At 66.6% G+C, this 15,982-nt stretch carries 14 protein-coding genes; 4 read left to right on the forward strand and 10 right to left on the reverse strand.

Features of this window, described 5'->3' with window-relative positions; all coding sequences use genetic code 11:
- Nucleotides 1-50: 50 nt before the first annotated feature.
- The 7 genes from E7811_RS14665 to E7811_RS14695 are packed head-to-tail and all read right to left on the reverse strand — an operon-like array spanning nt 51 to nt 8,252.
- Nucleotides 51-1,313, reverse strand: a complete 1,263-nt coding sequence (locus E7811_RS14665) for a glycosyltransferase family 4 protein (protein WP_136395412.1) — start codon at nt 1,311-1,313, stop codon at nt 51-53.
- The gene (locus E7811_RS14670) at nt 1,310-2,218 is read right to left on the reverse strand and encodes a glycosyltransferase family 2 protein (protein ID WP_136395413.1); all 909 of its coding nucleotides are present in this window, start codon (nt 2,216-2,218) and stop codon (nt 1,310-1,312) included. Before E7811_RS14670 ends, E7811_RS14665 begins: the two co-directional genes overlap by 4 nt.
- Nucleotides 2,219-2,251: 33 nt before the next feature.
- Nucleotides 2,252-3,562 (reverse strand): hypothetical protein, encoded by a 1,311-nt coding sequence (locus tag E7811_RS14675; protein ID WP_136395414.1) that lies wholly within the window; start codon nt 3,560-3,562, stop codon nt 2,252-2,254.
- Nucleotides 3,563-3,565: 3 nt separating this feature from the next.
- Entirely contained in the window at nt 3,566-4,534 is a 969-nt protein-coding gene (locus E7811_RS14680) for an acyltransferase family protein (RefSeq protein ID WP_168733044.1), read from the reverse strand.
- A complete protein-coding gene (locus E7811_RS14685) occupies nt 4,531-5,778 on the reverse strand; it encodes a Coenzyme F420 hydrogenase/dehydrogenase, beta subunit C-terminal domain (RefSeq protein WP_136395416.1) in 1,248 nt (415 codons plus the stop codon). The genes E7811_RS14680 and E7811_RS14685 overlap by 4 nt, the downstream gene beginning before the upstream one ends.
- A complete protein-coding gene (locus E7811_RS14690; protein ID WP_136395417.1) occupies nt 5,775-7,001 on the reverse strand; it encodes an oligosaccharide flippase family protein in 1,227 nt (408 codons plus the stop codon). Before E7811_RS14690 ends, E7811_RS14685 begins: the two co-directional genes overlap by 4 nt.
- A gap of 3 nt (nt 7,002-7,004) precedes the next feature.
- Nucleotides 7,005-8,252: a polysaccharide pyruvyl transferase family protein gene (locus tag E7811_RS14695; RefSeq protein WP_136395418.1), complete on the reverse strand. Its 1,248-nt coding sequence runs from the start codon at nt 8,250-8,252 to the stop codon at nt 7,005-7,007.
- A gap of 195 nt (nt 8,253-8,447) precedes the next feature.
- Between E7811_RS14695 and E7811_RS14700 the strand changes: the two genes are divergently transcribed.
- From E7811_RS14700 to E7811_RS14720, 4 genes are all read left to right on the forward strand, one after another.
- Entirely contained in the window at nt 8,448-9,188 is a 741-nt protein-coding gene (locus E7811_RS14700) for a response regulator transcription factor (protein WP_342773365.1), read from the forward strand.
- 101 nt (nt 9,189-9,289) lie between these two features.
- Complete coding sequence (locus E7811_RS14705; protein ID WP_136395420.1) at nt 9,290-9,847, forward strand: molybdopterin-dependent oxidoreductase; 558 nt, start codon at nt 9,290-9,292, stop codon at nt 9,845-9,847.
- Between the two features lie 68 nt (nt 9,848-9,915).
- Nucleotides 9,916-12,381, forward strand: coding sequence for a hybrid sensor histidine kinase/response regulator (locus tag E7811_RS14710; protein WP_136395421.1), 2,466 nt, complete (start codon nt 9,916-9,918; stop codon nt 12,379-12,381).
- Nucleotides 12,382-12,866: 485 nt separating this feature from the next.
- Entirely contained in the window at nt 12,867-13,256 is a 390-nt protein-coding gene (locus E7811_RS14720; protein ID WP_168733045.1) for a helix-turn-helix domain-containing protein, read from the forward strand.
- A 282-nt stretch (nt 13,257-13,538) separates the two neighbouring features.
- On the opposite strand, the gene rhaD is transcribed toward E7811_RS14720, so the two are convergent.
- Genes rhaD through E7811_RS18395 form a run of 3 tightly spaced genes read right to left on the reverse strand, consistent with a single transcriptional unit; the run spans nt 13,539 to nt 15,981 of the window.
- Nucleotides 13,539-14,384: a rhamnulose-1-phosphate aldolase gene (gene rhaD, locus E7811_RS14725; protein ID WP_136395423.1), complete on the reverse strand. Its 846-nt coding sequence runs from the start codon at nt 14,382-14,384 to the stop codon at nt 13,539-13,541.
- Nucleotide 14,385: 1 nt separating this feature from the next.
- Complete coding sequence (locus E7811_RS14730; RefSeq protein ID WP_136395424.1) at nt 14,386-15,630, reverse strand: L-rhamnose isomerase; 1,245 nt, start codon at nt 15,628-15,630, stop codon at nt 14,386-14,388.
- A gap of 21 nt (nt 15,631-15,651) precedes the next feature.
- Complete coding sequence (locus E7811_RS18395; RefSeq protein WP_136395586.1) at nt 15,652-15,981, reverse strand: alpha-hydroxy-acid oxidizing protein; 330 nt, start codon at nt 15,979-15,981, stop codon at nt 15,652-15,654.
- Nucleotide 15,982: the final 1 nt, after the last annotated feature.

Here is a 15,982-nt window from a genome sequence, read left to right on the forward strand (position 1 = left end):
TGTTTCTTCTGCCCTGCGGTGTATCGGCTTCGTGATGTAAACACATGCAATCAAACGGTATTCATCTGACCGCTTTGGGGTCTTTCGGCTATCCTTGCGGATAGCACAGGCACCCGGCGGAGCACGGCCAGTTGTTCGTACAGGGCAACCATGCGCGCCGCCTTGGCGGGCCACAGCCCCTCGGCCGCGACCTTTGCCCGGGCGGACTGGCCGAGGCGGGTACGCAACAGGGGGTCATCATCCAGCCGCCGCACCGCTCCAGCGATGGCGGAAGCAAAAGCGTCGGGCGTGGTGACCGGCAGGCGCAGGCCGCAATCGTCGTCCACGATGAAATCCGGGCCCCCGCGCGCAGCGGTGACAACGGGCAGGCCGTGGCGCATCGCCTCGTAAAGCACGCCCCCTGCCGGTTCGCGGAAGGACGGGAAGACGAAGACGTCGTGGCTTGCGTAAAGCGCCTCAACATGCTCGCGCGGCAGGCGACCGTGGAAGGTCACGCGCTCGGCCACGCCCAGCGCCTGTGCCTCGGCCTGACAGAGCGCGATCTCTTCGCCTGCCCCGGCGCTGGTCAACGTGATGCCGGGCCGGTCGGCCAGATGCGCCAACGCGCGCACCGCATCGCGCAAGCCTTTGGTGCGTACGCCCCGGCCCACATGCAAAAGGCGCAAGGGCCGCTCGGGCGCTGCCACGGGCGGGGGCAGGTCGTCGATGCCCAGTTCCAGCACGGGTTCGAACCGTTGCAAGGGGATGTCGGCAAGCACCTCCCGCACATAGGGCGCCACGCCCAGCACACAGGCTGCGCGGCTGTAGGAGGCGCGCAGCCAGGGGTCGTGCCGGAACCGCCAGGTATCGAGCGCGCGCAGGCGGGTAAAAATTGGGGCCGAAGCAGCCTCGGCCTGGAACGCCTGCGGCGTGTCGAGCGCGCCGCCGAGCGGACCAATGATATAGGGCATGTCGAAGTGGCGTAGTGGCGAGGGATAGCGGGCGGCCTGCGGCATCAGCTGGTGGGCGATGTCGAAGTGCTCTCCCTGAACCAACGCGCGTGCGATCCAGCGGCGGACATGGGCGGCAAACACCGGCCAGGCGGGCTTCAACATTGCGTTCAGCCTTTCGTTGCGCCGCGCCCAACGGGGCTCGGGCCAAGTGACGACGCGAACGCCAGGCAGTTGGGTCGCGAGGTCGGGTCGGCCGGGGCGCTGGAAGGCAAGGACCGTCAGATTTACAAGGCCGGCCAGCGCCTGCGCCCATTTCAGGGCAACAAAGGCCTCGCCCACGTCAGAGGCATCGATATTGGGCGCGATGAGAAGGACCTTCATGCCCGCCCCTCCTGCGGCCAGGCACGGGGATAGTCGGCCACCACGTTTGCGAAATGCTGGGCGCGGTCGCGCGCGCCGGGGCGTCGCGCCAGCGCGAGGCCCGCCCACAGCACCGCACGCGAGGCGTTGAAGCCCAGCAGAAGCCCATAGCAGGCCAGCCCCGCGGCGAGCCCGCCATGCTTGCGGTGCAGCCGCACCGTGCCTTCGGTCAGCATCACGTCGCGCCGGTGGTCCAGCCGCCGCGCGGCGCCGCCGCCGAAATGCACGATCTCTCCCACGGGCGCAAAGTGCACGCCCCAGCCCGCGACGGCAAAGCGGCGGCACCAGTCGGTTTCCTCGCCGTAGAAGAAGAACGCCTCGTCCAGGACGCCTACCTCGGCCAACGCCGCACGGCGGACGAACATTGCGCAGCCGGAAACGGCGGGCACCTCTGCCTCGGCCACAAGGCCCAGATTCGGCGCGCGGTTGCGACCAAGGCCCAGCGTCTGACGCATGAGATAGCCGAACCCCGGCCAGCCTTTGACCGAATCCTGCACCGTCCCGTCGCGGTTCAGTACTCGTGGCCCCAGCACCGCCGCCTTCGGATGCGCGTCCAGCCAGTGCACGGCGGCGCATAGCACATCCCCCCGGACCAGCGTGTCGGTGTTCAGCAGAAGAACATGCCGACCCCGCGCCCAAGACAGCGCCTGATTGTTGGCCGCCGCAAAACCCCTGTTGGTGACGTTGGCGATGACCCCCACCTGCGGGAAGTGGGCCGCCAGCATCGCAAGCGATTCGTCGGTCGAGCCGTTGTCGACCACGATGACCTCCATCGTCAGGGCGCCCTGGCCGGCGAAGACCGTGGCAAGGCAGTCGCGCAGCATCTCGTGTGTGTTCCAGTTGACTAGGATGACCGTCAGATCCATTGGCTTTGTCCTTGCTGATCCAATGTTTGGCTATCAGAACAGCCGCGCCACGGGTGCGCGCGGGCGGGTGGCGCGGCAGTGCAGAAGGGGGGCGGCGCCTATCCCTTTGCGCCGCTCTGGCAGCGGTGCATCCGACAGCCAGGCCCCGGCGCCGATCAGGAACAGAAACAGCACGAAGAGAGCGTTCCACAGGTGCACGGTGGCCGCCGCCACCGCGATGCCGAACAGGGTAAAGGCCCAGGCGTGCCGCGCGCGCTTCCACGCCTCGGGCAGGCCCTGCCGACGGGCGTTCGCAACCACCATCCCCAGTACCAGTCCCACCAGCATCGCCCAGGCCGGAAGGCCATAGCGCATGGCGATCAAGAGCCAGAAGTTATCCATGCTGTCCGACATCCAGACTGGGCGTTCCCATTCACCAAGCCCAATGCCTAGGAGGGGATGGCGCGCGACCTCGGCGGTGCCGAACTCGAACAAGAGGATTCGGTTGTAGGCGGACTGGGTGGAGAAGGTGAAATACGTGACGAATACGTGGAAGGGTGTGCGGTTTGAAAACAGGTCGATGCCCAGATAAACTAGGACGAACAGACCCAGTAGCATCAACCAACGGCCCTGGATGCCACGGAACAGCCGCTCCCAGGCGGCGACGAAGCCCTGCATCATCAGCACGAGGTAAGGTCCGCCCGAGGCCGACAGGAAAGTGGCCAGCCCCACACCCAGAACCTGCGCCATGCCGGGCAGGTTCGTCAGCCGCTTTTCGGCCACCACGTACCAGGCCATTGAAAAGGCCGCCGCCGAGAAGACGCCATACAGGATCGGGTGGTCGAAGGGGCCGAAGGTGCGCTCCAGCCCCATGCGCTGCTCGATGAACGGCGCGGGCGCCCCGCCGCTGATCGCCGCAAGGCCATCGTGCAGGATATGTACCGAGGTCAGCGCCTCTGGCAGGGTGAAGCTGACCATGGCGACCACGGTGATGACAAAGGCGTGGGCAAAGGCGCGAAAGTCCGCGTAGCTGCGGATGTAAACGCGGCCCATCAGCCAGGCACCTGCGAACTCGACGAAATAGATGCCGCCCGACTCGATCCCCTGCTGCAGGCCGCCCCAGTTGATCAGCGACACCAGCGCCAACGTGCAATGCCCCAGCACCAGCGCGTCGAAGATGTTCGGCTTGACGTTACGTCCGGACAGAAGCCGTAGCAGCATGGGCAGGAACATCGCCAGCAGCACGATGCGATAGGCCGACATGCGCAGGCCGCCCAGCGAGACGCCGACCGAGGTGGGCAGCATCATCCCTAGGAAGAACAGCGCCACCGGCACCGGCACGCCAAGGATGCGACGGTCCGCCATGGGTCACGCAACCGCCCGGTGCCGCAGCACGGGGGCCTCGACAAGGGTCCAGCTGGCCCAGGCTATTGGGAGGACGGCGGCAAGGCTCGCCACAGCCAGCATGGGCGCCGGCAGGCCCGGCATCAGATACGCCAGCGTCTGCGCCACTGGCCAGCCGTAGATGTAGATGCCATAGGACAAATCGGCCCGCATTGCATGCGCAGGCAGACGGAAGGCCACGACCAGCGCCAAATGTCCCAGCGTCGCGATGGCCAGAGGCCAGCCCAGAGGGGCCGCCAAAGCCAGAATGAGGGTCACGGGAAGGGTCAGCGGCAGGTAATGGCGCAGTCCATGGGCCGCCATTCCCAGTACGAAGGCCACGAACATCGGCGCGAAGACTTCCAGTCGTTCCGGCAGCCCCTGCACGGCCCACAGCGCCAGCGCCGCCGCCAGTACTGCCGCAATCCCCGCCTCGTGCCGCATCAGCCCCAACCGCACCGCACCCCAGCACAGCGCATAGGCCATTACCTCGTGCGACAGGCTCCAGAGCGGACCGTTCACGATGCCGGGCATCGCCACATGGCCGAATGCGCCGGGGATGCGATGCTCCAGCGAGACCAGCGTGATGCCGCGAGCGAGGTAGGTCAGCGCCTCACTCCCTGTGGGACGGCCCCCCGTGGCTACGGCCAAGGCCAGCGTGACCACCAGCGCCACGGCGAGGCCCGGCAGCAGCCGCCGCGCGCGGGCGGCCCAGAAGCCCGCCGTCGTCTGGCGTTCCGCCGACCCGGCGATCAGCAGGCCCGAAAGGAAGAAGAACAGCCCCACCGCCACGCCACCCAGCGAACGGCCGGTCAGCCGCTCCAGCGGCTCAAGCGTTCCTGCGCCGAGGGCCAGTGGCCAAGCGTGGCTGACGACCACTGCCACAGCCAGCACCAGCCGCAGAGCGTGCAGGTTGTTGGCCCGCCCGCGGGTCATGGCATCGGCCAGCTTCATTCCTGCACCAGTACCGCCCGCCACAGCCGCCCCCGCCAGATGCGCCGCAGCGTGCCGCCTACGGATGACAGCTTTGCCCGCAACGGCAGCGCCATCCAGGCCGCGAACAGCGGCAGGCCCCGGTCGGCAGGCACGGCCATTCCGGCGATCCGCATCGCCAGACGCCGCCCCCATACGGCCCCTTGCGCGGCCACAAGGTTTGGCTGCGCCATGGCAATTGCATCGCGGCCTTCGGGGCTTGCCTCCAAGACCCCCGCCGCAACGGCGTCGCGGATCAGCCGCAGGCCGCGAGGGGTGCGGGCGACGATCAGCGACCGGCCCGCCTGCGCTTCGCCCTTGGGTGCCTCATGCCAGGGGTCGCCGACCGAGATGTCGGCGAATGCGCCGGTGTGGTCGGTGCAGATGCGGCAGCGCCAGCGGCGGTTGGCCTGCAGGATCTCGCCCCAGCCTTTCGCATAGGTGATACCAGGACTTGTGATTTCGGTGCCCGAGGCATCGCGCCAGCGCGCCTGCATCAGGCCCGGCCAGCCCTCGCCGCGATAACGCAGTGCCGTGGGCATGGCACCCTCGGGCATCCCCAGCGTCGCCAACAGGCGGTCAGTGGCGCGCAGGTTGGGCGCTCCAGCGCAGAAGATGGCAATGGTCAGGGGAATTTTCGCGGCCAGCGCTGCGTCGGCGGCGGTAGCACGGTTGACGGTCGCCACGTCGCAGGGCTTGCCAATGAAGGCCACGGGCTCGGCGCCCGCCGCGATCTCGCCCAGCGCTTCGGCCGGGCTCGCCTGCGCGTAACGCGAGCCTGCGCCGCGCAAGAGACCCTCGCGGGACCGGCTAATGACCGCCGCGTTCCGTCGCGGGTCGTCCTTTTGCGCCGCGATATGCGCCACACCCTTCGCCAGCCCCGACTGCAGCGCAAACAGTGCCAGCGCCGTGACCGCACCGCCCGAACTGCCGCGATGGCGGATTTCAGGGTCCATCGCATGGCCCTGCCATACGGCCAGGACAGGACCCCACGCCCGATCGATGGCGTCGCGGCGTGGCAAGGCACCGAAGTCGGCTCCGGTTCCGGCACAAAGACGCGCGGCCGACTGCGCGGCGCGGTGCCCCTCGGGCGTCGCCTTTACCATGGGTCTGCGACCGTGGACCGGGTCCTCGATCATGTGTATGGACTGCGGGAACAGGCCTGCACAGGCGCCGCATCCGGTGCAGAGGTTGCGCTGGACGGCGAAGGTGATGGGGTCGGTCATGGCAGGGTCCTAAGGCGGGGGAACAGGATGTCGCGCGCCAACCACAGCGCGGCGGCGGTGGCCGCGGCTTCGCCCAGCACGGCGGTGGTGGCGATGGCGTGCAGCGGCAGGCCCAATGCGGCGGAGACGCAGGCGGGGACCAGCGCCGCCGCGCGCCACAGGTTGGCGCGGGCGGGGTCCCCGGTGCGGCCATGCGCGACGGCCAGTTGCGACAGCGGCGTGCGCAGGATGCGCCCGGCCGCGGCAAGGCCAAGCAGCAGGGCAAGCGCCGCGTCGGGCCGGAACGCCTGACCCCAGGCGAGGCCGATCACGACCGGCGCAAGGGCGGAAAAGGCCAGCGCAAAAGCCAGCGCCCCGGCCAAGTGGGCCGCCAGAGCGGCCCGCGCCGCCGCGCCCAGCGCCGTACCTGCCAGCCCCCGCAGCCGGGGCGCCAGCAGGGAGCCCGCCGCGCGCCCGGTGATCTGGGCGGGCAACATGGCCAGTTGAAAGGTCACGCCATAGAGCGCCACCTCGGCCCAGCCGTACCAGCCCGCCACCACCAGCCGGTCGGCCTGAAAGGTCAGGAACATCAGCGCGGCGTTCAGGATCAGCGGACCGCCGAAACCTAGAACCTCCGCCAGCACGGCGCGGTCGAAAACCGCGCGCCAGGCCGTCCGGGCCAGGACATGCGAGAGTCCTACTTGCGCCAACGCCTGTGCCAGAAGGATCGCCACAATGGCACGATGGTCGCCCGCCATCGCCAGCGCCAGCGGCACGGCGGCCAGCATCGCCAACACCGCGCCACCCTCGACTACGACCAGTGGCCCCAGACGGCGCTCACGTTCTTCCAGGCGGTAGCCCAGATGCACAAACCCGCGCACCAGCGGCACCAGCGCCAGTGTGGCATGCGTCGCGCCCCCCGCCGCGCCGGGTAACAGAGCCGCCGCTGGCAGCGCCAGCGTCAGCAGCATCGCTGCCGTAACGACACCGCGCAAAAGCGCCGCTCCGTGCAGCGCGGCCAGTAACGCTGCGCCGATTTCGCCCGATCGCGCCATCAGGAACCGCTCGACCCCGGCATCGGCCAGCATCTCGGCCAAACGCAGCACCAGCGCCAGCACCATTGTACGGCCCAACTCCTCGGCCCCGAGCGCCCGCGCGATCAGCACCGACCGCGCCAATGCCGCGCCTTCGGCAGCGAGCGGCACGGTCCAGCCGGCCAGCGCGGTGGCAAGACCCCGGCGCATCCCTCAGCATCCGATTTGCGCGGCGATGGCATCCATCTGCGCCTCGGCCTCGGCCCTTAGCGCGGGCAGGCGGCGGGCAAGGTCGGCGCGTATGGCATCACGTGCGGAAAGCGACACTGCCACGGCCTGCGCCAGGGCCTGAGCATCCAGCCGCCGCAGGTCGGCCACATGGTCGCCCAAGCCACAGCGGTGGAATACGCCCGCCGCCTTGTTGGAGTATCCAAAGGCCAGCGTCGGCGTACCCGAGGAGAAGGCGCCGATCGTGGCATGCATCCGCGCGCCTGCGAACCAAGTCAGCCGCGACAGCACCCATTTCAGCTCCATCGCGCCAAGATTGCCGGTCAGCACCTCCACCCGGTCGGGAAAGGCAGCATCAAGCCTCGTCTTCAGCGTCAGCGAGGCGCCAAGGTCGCTTTCGCGGTCGGCCGGGTCGCGGTGGACATGCGGCACCAATAGAAGCCGCATCCGCGGATGCGAGTTTAAGATAGCTTCTGCCGCAGCGTAGACCTGCGCGTCATGCCGGTCGGCGAGGCCGAAGTCGGCGCGCGCCTGGTCGGCCTCCTGCGCCAGAAGACCTGAGACGTTCATCCCCGCCACCGGAAAGCCGCGCGCCTGCGACAGCCAGACCGCCATCTTCGGCGACAGGGATTCAGGTTTGCGCCAAGGCAGCGCCACCGCCATGTCGAGGCCAAGAACATGTCGCGCCGGGTCGAAGGCCGTACCGAGGACTTCGCGTAGGAAGTCGAAGCTTGCGGCATCGCGCACCCAGACAGTCTGGGCGGCGCGCAGGATCTTTGTGGCCTCTGCCAGGTTGGCAGGGTCGCGGAACGGACCCAGCGTTTGCGGCAGAAGGATCAGCGGCAGGCCGTTGTCCAGCGCCAGGCGCTTGGTCTCGACCATCGCGCGGAACCGGCGGGGGCCGTAAAGGTCGGTAAAGCTGTCGCCGCCCGACACGTCCAGCACCGCGCGCGACGCTAGGATAGTCCGCGCCGAGGCGCTGGGCCAGCCGCCGACCATCGCCAGCCTGCGCACCGTCCGAAGGTTGTCGCCGCGCCAGTAGCGGCGATGGTTCGTCAGGCCGAACCGCCGTACTTGTGCAAAACCGAAGTCGGAAGTCCGCACCCCCTGACCGTGATCGGCCACGGCCAGCGGCCCCATCGCCCGCGCGGCAAGACCCGACAGGGCGGAAAGGCAAAGGGCGGATACCCCTTGGTTGCCCGTGTCGGGGGCGGCGTTGAGAAGCGTGATCATGGAAGGGCCTTCCGGTTACGTGTACCCGACGCTGATTAGCGGATGCCCGCGGCCCTGTCCGTCAGGCGCCGGCATAGGTGGGCGCCCCTTCCGAGCATGTACGTTCGCAACCGCATTGGCCGGCTGCGCGGAAGGGTGAGGCGCCTATCCGGTCGGATAGTCTGCCCCGCCTTGCAGCTCTGGAGGAACCATCCCTTGGCGGCTGACGCAAAGCTGCGGCTTGCCCGTGCCTTCAAATGGCGGCACTACAAAACAGTACTCGGCTTGCCGTTCTTGTGCCAAGAAGGGGAAGCATCGTTACTTATCGAAACAGGGTTCACCATGCGCATCCTCATTGCCGATGACCACCAGCTAGTGCGCGACGCCATCGCTGGCTTCCTGCGTCAGGAGCCGGACTTCATGGTTGATCTCGCCGCCGATTTCGCCGAGGCGCTGGCACTTGCCCGGCAGGCGGACGATCTGGATGTCATCCTGCTTGACTGGACGATGCCGGGCATGAACGGTTTGGAGGGGCTGGCAGCGATGCGGGCGGCGCGGCCCGGCACGCCTGTGGCCATCCTGTCGGGCACCGCGCCGCGTTCGGTGGCCGATGCGGTCCTGGCGGCGGGGGCAGCGGGCTTTCTGCCCAAGACGATGTCAACCCGCACCCTGATCGCCGCCGTGCGTTTCATGGTGGCTGGCGAGGTCTATGCCCCGATGGAGATGCTAACCGAGCGCGAGGCGCCAACGGCAACGCTGGCGGGCGCACAACTTACCGAACGCGAGACCGAGGTCCTGCGCTATCTGTGCGAAGGTCTGGCGAACAAGGAAATCGCGCGGCGTATCGACCTTCAGGAAGTGACGGTGAAGCTTCATGTCAAGACGCTCTACCGCAAGATCGGTGCCCGCAACCGCACCCATGCCGCCATGCTTGCCAAGCAGGCAGGGCTGTTCTGACTGATGGCTATCCGAAAGGGTAGACGTCCTGTCCCGATGGAAACCGGACATGTCGTACGATTTGAGCTACAGATGCGCGAGCCTGCAAGAAAGGACGCCCCATGAATCTCGTTGCCCGCCCGGCTTCTGTGAGGCGCATCTGTCTTTGGTCGCTTCGCTACGTTGTCGTCGCGGCGATAACCGCCGCAGCCCTGTCAGGTACACCCGTCCGCGCGGACGGATTCGATGCGCCTACTGGCCGGGTGATCCTGACCGTGAGCGGCAACATCGAGAAGACCAATGAAAACGGCGTGCTGGCCTTGGATCAGACGTTGCTCGAAACCTTGCCGCAACATGAATTCTCAACCTCGACGATCTGGACCGAAGGCGTTATCACTTTCCGCGGGGTTCTTCTGCGCGACCTGTTACAGGCGGTCGGTTCCAACGGCGGAACGGTGGTGTTGACCGCGCTGAATGACTACCGCATCAGCGTGCCTGTTGCAGATGCAACCGGCGCAGGGCCGATGGTCGCCTATCTCATGAACGGTGCGCCCATGCCGGTGCGTGACAAAGGCCCGATCTGGCTGGTCTATCCCTACGACGCCGACCCGGCTTTCCGCACGGAACAGACCTACGCAAGATCTATATGGCAACTTGACCGCATCGAGGTTCTCGACTGACCAAGTCCCCGTCCTCCGACCCCAACCCGGTCTCTGCTAAGGGGCTTCGACGGTTCCTTGCGTTCGCGGTGATCTGCGCCACGGCGACAATCCTCTTGCTTTCATTGGAGCTTTCTCGGCGGCTTCATGCCATTCAGGAAGCCCCGACCGACAACCTGCAATGGAACGTCACCCAAATCGAGCTTGATGCGGCGCTTCTGGAGAACGCGATCCTTGTCGCTTCTGCTACGCCATCCGGATCACTCGACGACCTGCGCCGCCGGTTCGACATGCTTTACAGCCGCGCAGCGACGGTGGAACGCGGAGCGATGCTGCAACGCCTTGGGCTGGTGGATGAGGCGCAGCCCCTTATCGAACGCTTGCGCGAATACCTGTCGGGCACCGTGGTCCTGATTGATGGAAATGACGAAGGCCTTCGCGCCAGTCTGGCGCTGGTCAGGGATGAAACGCAGGCCCTGCGTCGGGACCTGCGGTTCATGGCAATTCGGGTGATCGACGCAAATGCGGCGCGTCAGGACGCGCGCCGCGCCGAGCTTTTTACAGCGGTACGCAACACGGCCTTAGCGGGCACCGTGCTGTTGCTGCTGCTCGCTTCGCTTTTGCTCATCGTCCATCGCCTCAATCGCCAGGCTGCCGACCGGGCACGGGAAATCCTGCGGATCACGAACGTGCAGAAGGCGACCGTAGGGACCTCGCTCGATGCTATCGTTGTCGTCGATCTGGATGGCCTGGTCCTCGAGTTCAATCCCGCCGCGGAGCGGATGTTCGGCTACCCGCGCAGCGAGGCACTGGGCCGGCCGCTCGCTGCGCTCATCATCCCCGAACGCCATGTCGCGGCACACGATGCGGGCATGCAGCGGATGCGGAACGGTGGCGCGCCGCACGTCGTGGATCAGGGGCGCGTCGAGATGACCGCCCGCGCGCGGTCGGGTGGCGAGTTCCCCGTGGAGTTGTCCATCGCCAGCGCACAGGGGCCATCGGGCAAGATTTTCATCGGTGTTCTCCGCGACATCTCCGAGGCGCGGGCTGCGCAATCCGCGCTGATCGACGCGCGCGACAAGGCAACCGCGGCTGAACGCACCAAGACCGATTTCATCGCGGTGATGAGCCACGAGATGCGCACTCCGCTGAACGGTATGATGGCCGCGCTCGACATCATCGGCCGCGACGGGCTGAACCCTCGGCAGGACCGGTTCCTGACTATCGCGAAGGACGCCTCGCGCCAGCTTCTGCGGCATGTGAACGACGTGCTCGACATCTCGCGCATCGAGGCGGGCGGCGCACCGATCCTGCAGGAAGCCATCGACATCGAGGCGCTTCTGGCCTCGCTGACCGAACCCCTTCGGCAGCAGGCGGCCCAGCAAGGCACCACCATCACCCTCGACCTGCCCGCCCCGCTGCCGCCCGTGCTCGGCGATCCGTTCCGGCTGGGCCAGATCGTGCAGAACCTGATCTCGAACGCCATCAAGTTCACCGAAGACGGCACGATAACGGTCACCGCCACGGCGCAGGCCCGCGAGGGCGGGACACTGATGGTGGAGCTTGCCGTGCGCGACACCGGCATCGGCATTCACGCCTGCGACCATAAGCGCATCTTTGAGGATTTCGTGATGGTCGATCCGTCCTTCGGCCGCAAGGTCGGTGGCACCGGGCTGGGACTGGCGATCTCACGCCGTCTGGCGCGGGCGATGGGCGGCGATGTGACGGTGACCAGCGCCCCTGGCCAAGGTAGCACCTTTACGCTGCGCCTGCCGCTGTCACGGGCCGAGTCGTCCCGACCTCAATACACGCCCCCGCCCATGCCCGTTACGCAACTCGACCGCCCCCTGTCGGTGCTGGTGGTCGAGGACAATCCGACCAACCGCATGGTGCTGGAAGAGATGCTGACGGCACTGGGCCACAGCGTCGACCTCGCAGTCGACGGCGCCGAAGGCGTGGCCAAGGCGCGGGCACGGGCCTACGATCTCGTGCTGATGGACCTGTCGATGCCGCGCATCGACGGTTGGACAGCCACCGCGCTGATCCGCGAGGACGGTGCCTCGCGCACCAGCCGCATTCTTGCGGTCACGGCCCACGCGCTGACACGCGACGACCCGCGCTTTCCGACGTCGGGTTTCGATGGGCTGCTGACCAAGCCCCTGACCATGGAGGATCTCACCGCCGCAGCCATCGCCCCCGATGCGGACCCGGTCCCGGACCCGATCAGGGACGCAGACCCGGTTCTGCTGGACGACGCCCGGATGCGCGACCTTGCGCGGCTTGGCGAGGGTTCGATGCACCGAATGCTGGACCAGGCGCGCCACGACCTCTCGCGCTGCATCGCTGCCGCGGTGGCCGCGACGGCCGACCCCGAGACCTGCGCTAGCCATCTGCACGAAGCCGCCGGCGTCGCCGCCCTGATTGGTGCAAGGCGGCTGCATGCGCTTCTCCAACAAGGAGAGCAGGACTGTAAGTCTGCCGACCGCACGGAGCTGGAGGCCACTTGCACCGCGATCGCCAGTGCCTGGTCAGAAACCGAGCGGTCCCTTTCATGACGGCCTGATTGCGTTTGCGCCAGAACCCCGATTGCAATTCGTTTGACACGCAAGGTCAAGGTTGACGGCCCTGAGTCAGTCGGGAATGGCCACAATTCCGCCCTTGGTGCAAAGGCAGCGGTGAAGCTGCGCTGACCCAACTTGATCCTGGCGAAAGTGATCGAAGAGCGAAGCAGCGCCAAGAAGCCGCGGATGTGACTGCGCGACTTTTCATGGAACTTGATCTCGGTTTGCCCCGCACGCTGCGGGTCTGCCGAGACCAGGGCAACCCCAGATGTGGTCGCCTCCGCCAGCTGCTTGATCCGAGCGCTCACCCACTGCTGCTCGTCCGTCAGCTGGGTATCGCGCCGTTCGCTCCTGATCGTCGGATAGATGAAGAGGCCGTCGCTTCGTTCTCGGCTTTCCCCGATGCAGGCCCGCTGCCGCCGGACGACATAGGGCGCCCAAGCGTCGGTCAGCTCGCCTTTGCCGCGATGGTGTCCGAGATGTGCCTGCGGCGTGTGGCCATCGGACGCGATCTTGCACAGCGGTCGCCCATCTCGGCAGTGGCCCAGACCCGCAATCCGGGGCTGGCTGCCATCGTCGAACTGATGAAACGCCATCGCGAGGATCCGCTTCCGCTTGAGGACCTCGCGGCCCGTGTCGGCTATTCGCGGCGTCAGGTGGAACGGCTGTTCAACCTGACGCTGGGGATTTCGCCGGGCAGTTTCTATCAGAACCTGCGGCTGGACTATGCGAGAAACCTTCTGGCAAGCACCGATCTCAGCCTTGGTGAAGTGGCGGTGGCCTGCGGGTTCGAGACGAAGTCCTATTTCTCGAAGTGCTTTTCCAGACGCTACGGCGTGCCGCCAAGCCGGATCCATGCCAGGGCGTAAAGTGGAACTGCGCCTGCGTTTCCAGTCATCTGCCTGGGGTGCGAGACGTCACCCGCAAAAAAACGGACGGGTTGCAACCCTCGTCCTTTTTCGCCCATCTCGGGCCTGTCCTGGTATGAGGTGAACCGGCTGCATGCGTCGGTCCGTGGGCGGCGGCGGTCGCCTATGACTGTTCCAGGATGAAGATGGAAACGGTCGCTGGATCACACGCGGCAAGTGCAACGATCCGGGCCCCTTTCCCGATGCCGGCAGGCGCCCCGGCCCATCCATCACCCGTCGAGGTCACGCCCGGTCGATCCACTCCGGCTTTGCCACCATGATGTGACCGAACTTGGTGGCCAGCTCGCGCAGGATGTCATCCGAGATCGCCCGCCTTGGCCCGCCTGCCGACAGCACGCGACGATGGATCGCAGCGGCTTTCTCGATCGTCTCCGCGAGGCCGAACAGCTTGTCCGGGTTTTCCTCGGACACGAAGATACCGTGATGGCTCCATGAAATGATGCGCGATTTCTCAAGCTCGACTGCCGAGGCTTCGGCGATTTCGACCGTGCCGGGAAGCAAGAGCGGCACCACACGCACGCCGTCGGGGAAGATCACGATGCACTCGGGCATCTTCTCCCACAACGCGCGGGTCAGCTGCCGGCTGTCGAGGTCTTCAAGGAACGAAAGCGCGATGAACTCCGGCAGGTGTGCATGCAGGATCATCCGCTCGCGCCCGTTCGAGATCCGCTTGCGTATGGCGTGGGCGACCAGGTGGGTCGCGAATTCCGAGGTCGGCTTGGCCCCGGAGCTGAAACCCCAGACCTGCCGCCAGGCCTTTCCGCCCTCCACGATCTGGACGATGCCAAAGACCTGGTTCGGGCGTTCGAGTGCGTGGCGAAAGAACTGGCCCGATCCGGTGACGAGGAAATACTCACCATCGAGGTTGGGCTCGTCGATGGGCATTGGCACGGGGGGGCCGGGCTGAAGCTCCGGGTAGTGCCGCGCAAGGAGGCCGGCGATTTCCTCGGTGGGCAGGCGCCACGAGAAATTGCCACCATTGGCCTCGTTCCAGCCCATTTCCCAGCACAGATGAATGAAAGGCGCCGCTTCCTTGACGAAACTGATCGGGTGGGTGAAGGCGGCCAAGTCAGATCCTCCCCGCGACCGATGCCTGGTAGGTGTCGAGGTCAGCGATCAGGCCAAGGCCCGTGGGCACGCCGTTGCGGGCGCAAAACTCCTCCCAGACCGCTGCGAAAGGCAGATCGCGTGCCTCTTCGGTCAGGAGCAGGCGGCTGGTCCAGTCGAGGTTTTCCTCGACCCGTTTCAACTTTTCCTGAGGCAGCAAGAGCGCGCGCAAGAGCGCCTTTTGCATGTTGCGGGTGCCGATCACCCAAGCCGCGGTGCGGCTGATGGTAGCGTCGAAGAAATCGAGCCCGATATGGGTCCGGGCGAGCAGCCCTCCGAACACCAGTTCCTGCGCCATTTGCAAAATCGAGTCGTCCTGCAGGATCACATGGTCGCTGTCCCAGCGCATCGGGCGAGAGACGTGCAGCAGAAGTTCGTCCACCGAGAGGGCCACCGAGCTCAGCTTGTCGGCGATGTTCTCGGTGGGGTGGAAGTGGCCCATGTCGAGGCAGAGGAGCGTTTTGCGTTTGATCGCATAGCCCATGTAGAATTCATGGCTGCCGACGGTGCAGGCCTCAACGCCGATGCCGAAAAGCTTGGACTCCACCGCGTCGAGCATGTGCGCCTTGTCGTGCTTTTCCGCCAGCATCGTGTCGAGCGATGCCTCAAGCCTGCGGCGCGCAGCCATCCGGTCCACGGGGTTATCCTTGTAGCCGTCGGGCACCCAGATGTTGTTGACTGCAGGCGAGCCCAGTGCCTCGCCGATGCGCGCCGCGATCTCGCGGGTGCGCTGCCCGTGCTCGATCCAGAAGGCGCGGATGCCCGCATCGGGGTGCGAGAGCGTCAGGTTATCGTCAGCCTTGGCATGGGCAAAGAAGGTCGGATTGAAGTCGAGACCGAGGCCTTGCTCCTTTGCCCAGTCGACCCACGGGGCGTAATGGCGATACTCGATCGCGTCGCGGTCCGGGCGTTCGTCGGTGTCAAGGTAGAACGCGTGCAGGTTCAGCCGGTGCTTGCCGGGGATCTTCGAATACGCGAATTCCAGGTCCGCGCGCAGTTCGTCCGGGTTGCGGGCGCGGCCCGGATGGTTGCCGGTGGCCTGGATGCCGCCGCCGGATGTGCCGGACTTCTTCTCGAAGCCCACCACATCGTCGCCCTGCCAGCAATGCATCGAGATCGGGATCGTCGCGAGCGCCGAAATGGCCGCCTCGGTGTCCACCCCCCAGCCGGCGAAGACCTCGCGCGCGGCATTGTAGGAATTCTTCATCTCGTTTCTCCTTGCAGGCGGTTAGGGAAACCGCAGGTTGTCGGGGCCCGGGCCTGCCATCAAGGCCGCGCCCATCGGCCGGATGCCGCGAGTGACTTCGCCCTTGAGAAGGCCCGGCATCGTTTCGACTGCGGCCTTGCCGGCGGCCGCCAGCGGGAACAGACAGGACCCCCGCCCTATTCCTGTCGCCTTCGTGCCCATTGCGACGGCCTTGACGATGCGGGCACTGCGCCGGATGCCTGACGGCATGATCACCTCGCTCTGGCCCGCTGTGGTGTCGAGCACCCCGGCGAGCCCGTCGAAGGGCGGACAGAAGCCGTCGATCTGGCATCCGCCGCGGTTCGACAGGATT

Source organism: Aliigemmobacter aestuarii (assembly GCF_004799285.1).
Taxonomy (GTDB): Bacteria; Pseudomonadota; Alphaproteobacteria; order Rhodobacterales; family Rhodobacteraceae; genus Aliigemmobacter; species Aliigemmobacter aestuarii.

Excerpts from the sequence above, each read along its gene's own strand:
- E7811_RS14705 (WP_136395420.1), top strand. The coding sequence starts at position 9,290 with ATGAATCTCGTTGCCCGCCCGGCTTCTGTGAGGCGCATCTGTCTTTGG.
- E7811_RS14730 (WP_136395424.1), bottom strand. The coding sequence starts at position 15,630 with ATGAAGAATTCCTACAATGCCGCGCGCGAGGTCTTCGCCGGCTGGGGG.
- E7811_RS14685 (WP_136395416.1), bottom strand. The coding sequence starts at position 5,778 with ATGACCGACCCCATCACCTTCGCCGTCCAGCGCAACCTCTGCACCGGA.
- E7811_RS14670 (WP_136395413.1), bottom strand. The coding sequence starts at position 2,218 with ATGGATCTGACGGTCATCCTAGTCAACTGGAACACACACGAGATGCTG.
- E7811_RS14680 (WP_168733044.1), bottom strand. The coding sequence starts at position 4,534 with ATGAAGCTGGCCGATGCCATGACCCGCGGGCGGGCCAACAACCTGCAC.
- E7811_RS14720 (WP_168733045.1), top strand. The coding sequence starts at position 12,867 with ATGTGCCTGCGGCGTGTGGCCATCGGACGCGATCTTGCACAGCGGTCG.
- E7811_RS14695 (WP_136395418.1), bottom strand. The coding sequence starts at position 8,252 with ATGATCACGCTTCTCAACGCCGCCCCCGACACGGGCAACCAAGGGGTA.
- E7811_RS14690 (WP_136395417.1), bottom strand. The coding sequence starts at position 7,001 with ATGCGCCGGGGTCTTGCCACCGCGCTGGCCGGCTGGACCGTGCCGCTC.
- E7811_RS14675 (WP_136395414.1), bottom strand. The coding sequence starts at position 3,562 with ATGGCGGACCGTCGCATCCTTGGCGTGCCGGTGCCGGTGGCGCTGTTC.
- E7811_RS14665 (WP_136395412.1), bottom strand. The coding sequence starts at position 1,313 with ATGAAGGTCCTTCTCATCGCGCCCAATATCGATGCCTCTGACGTGGGC.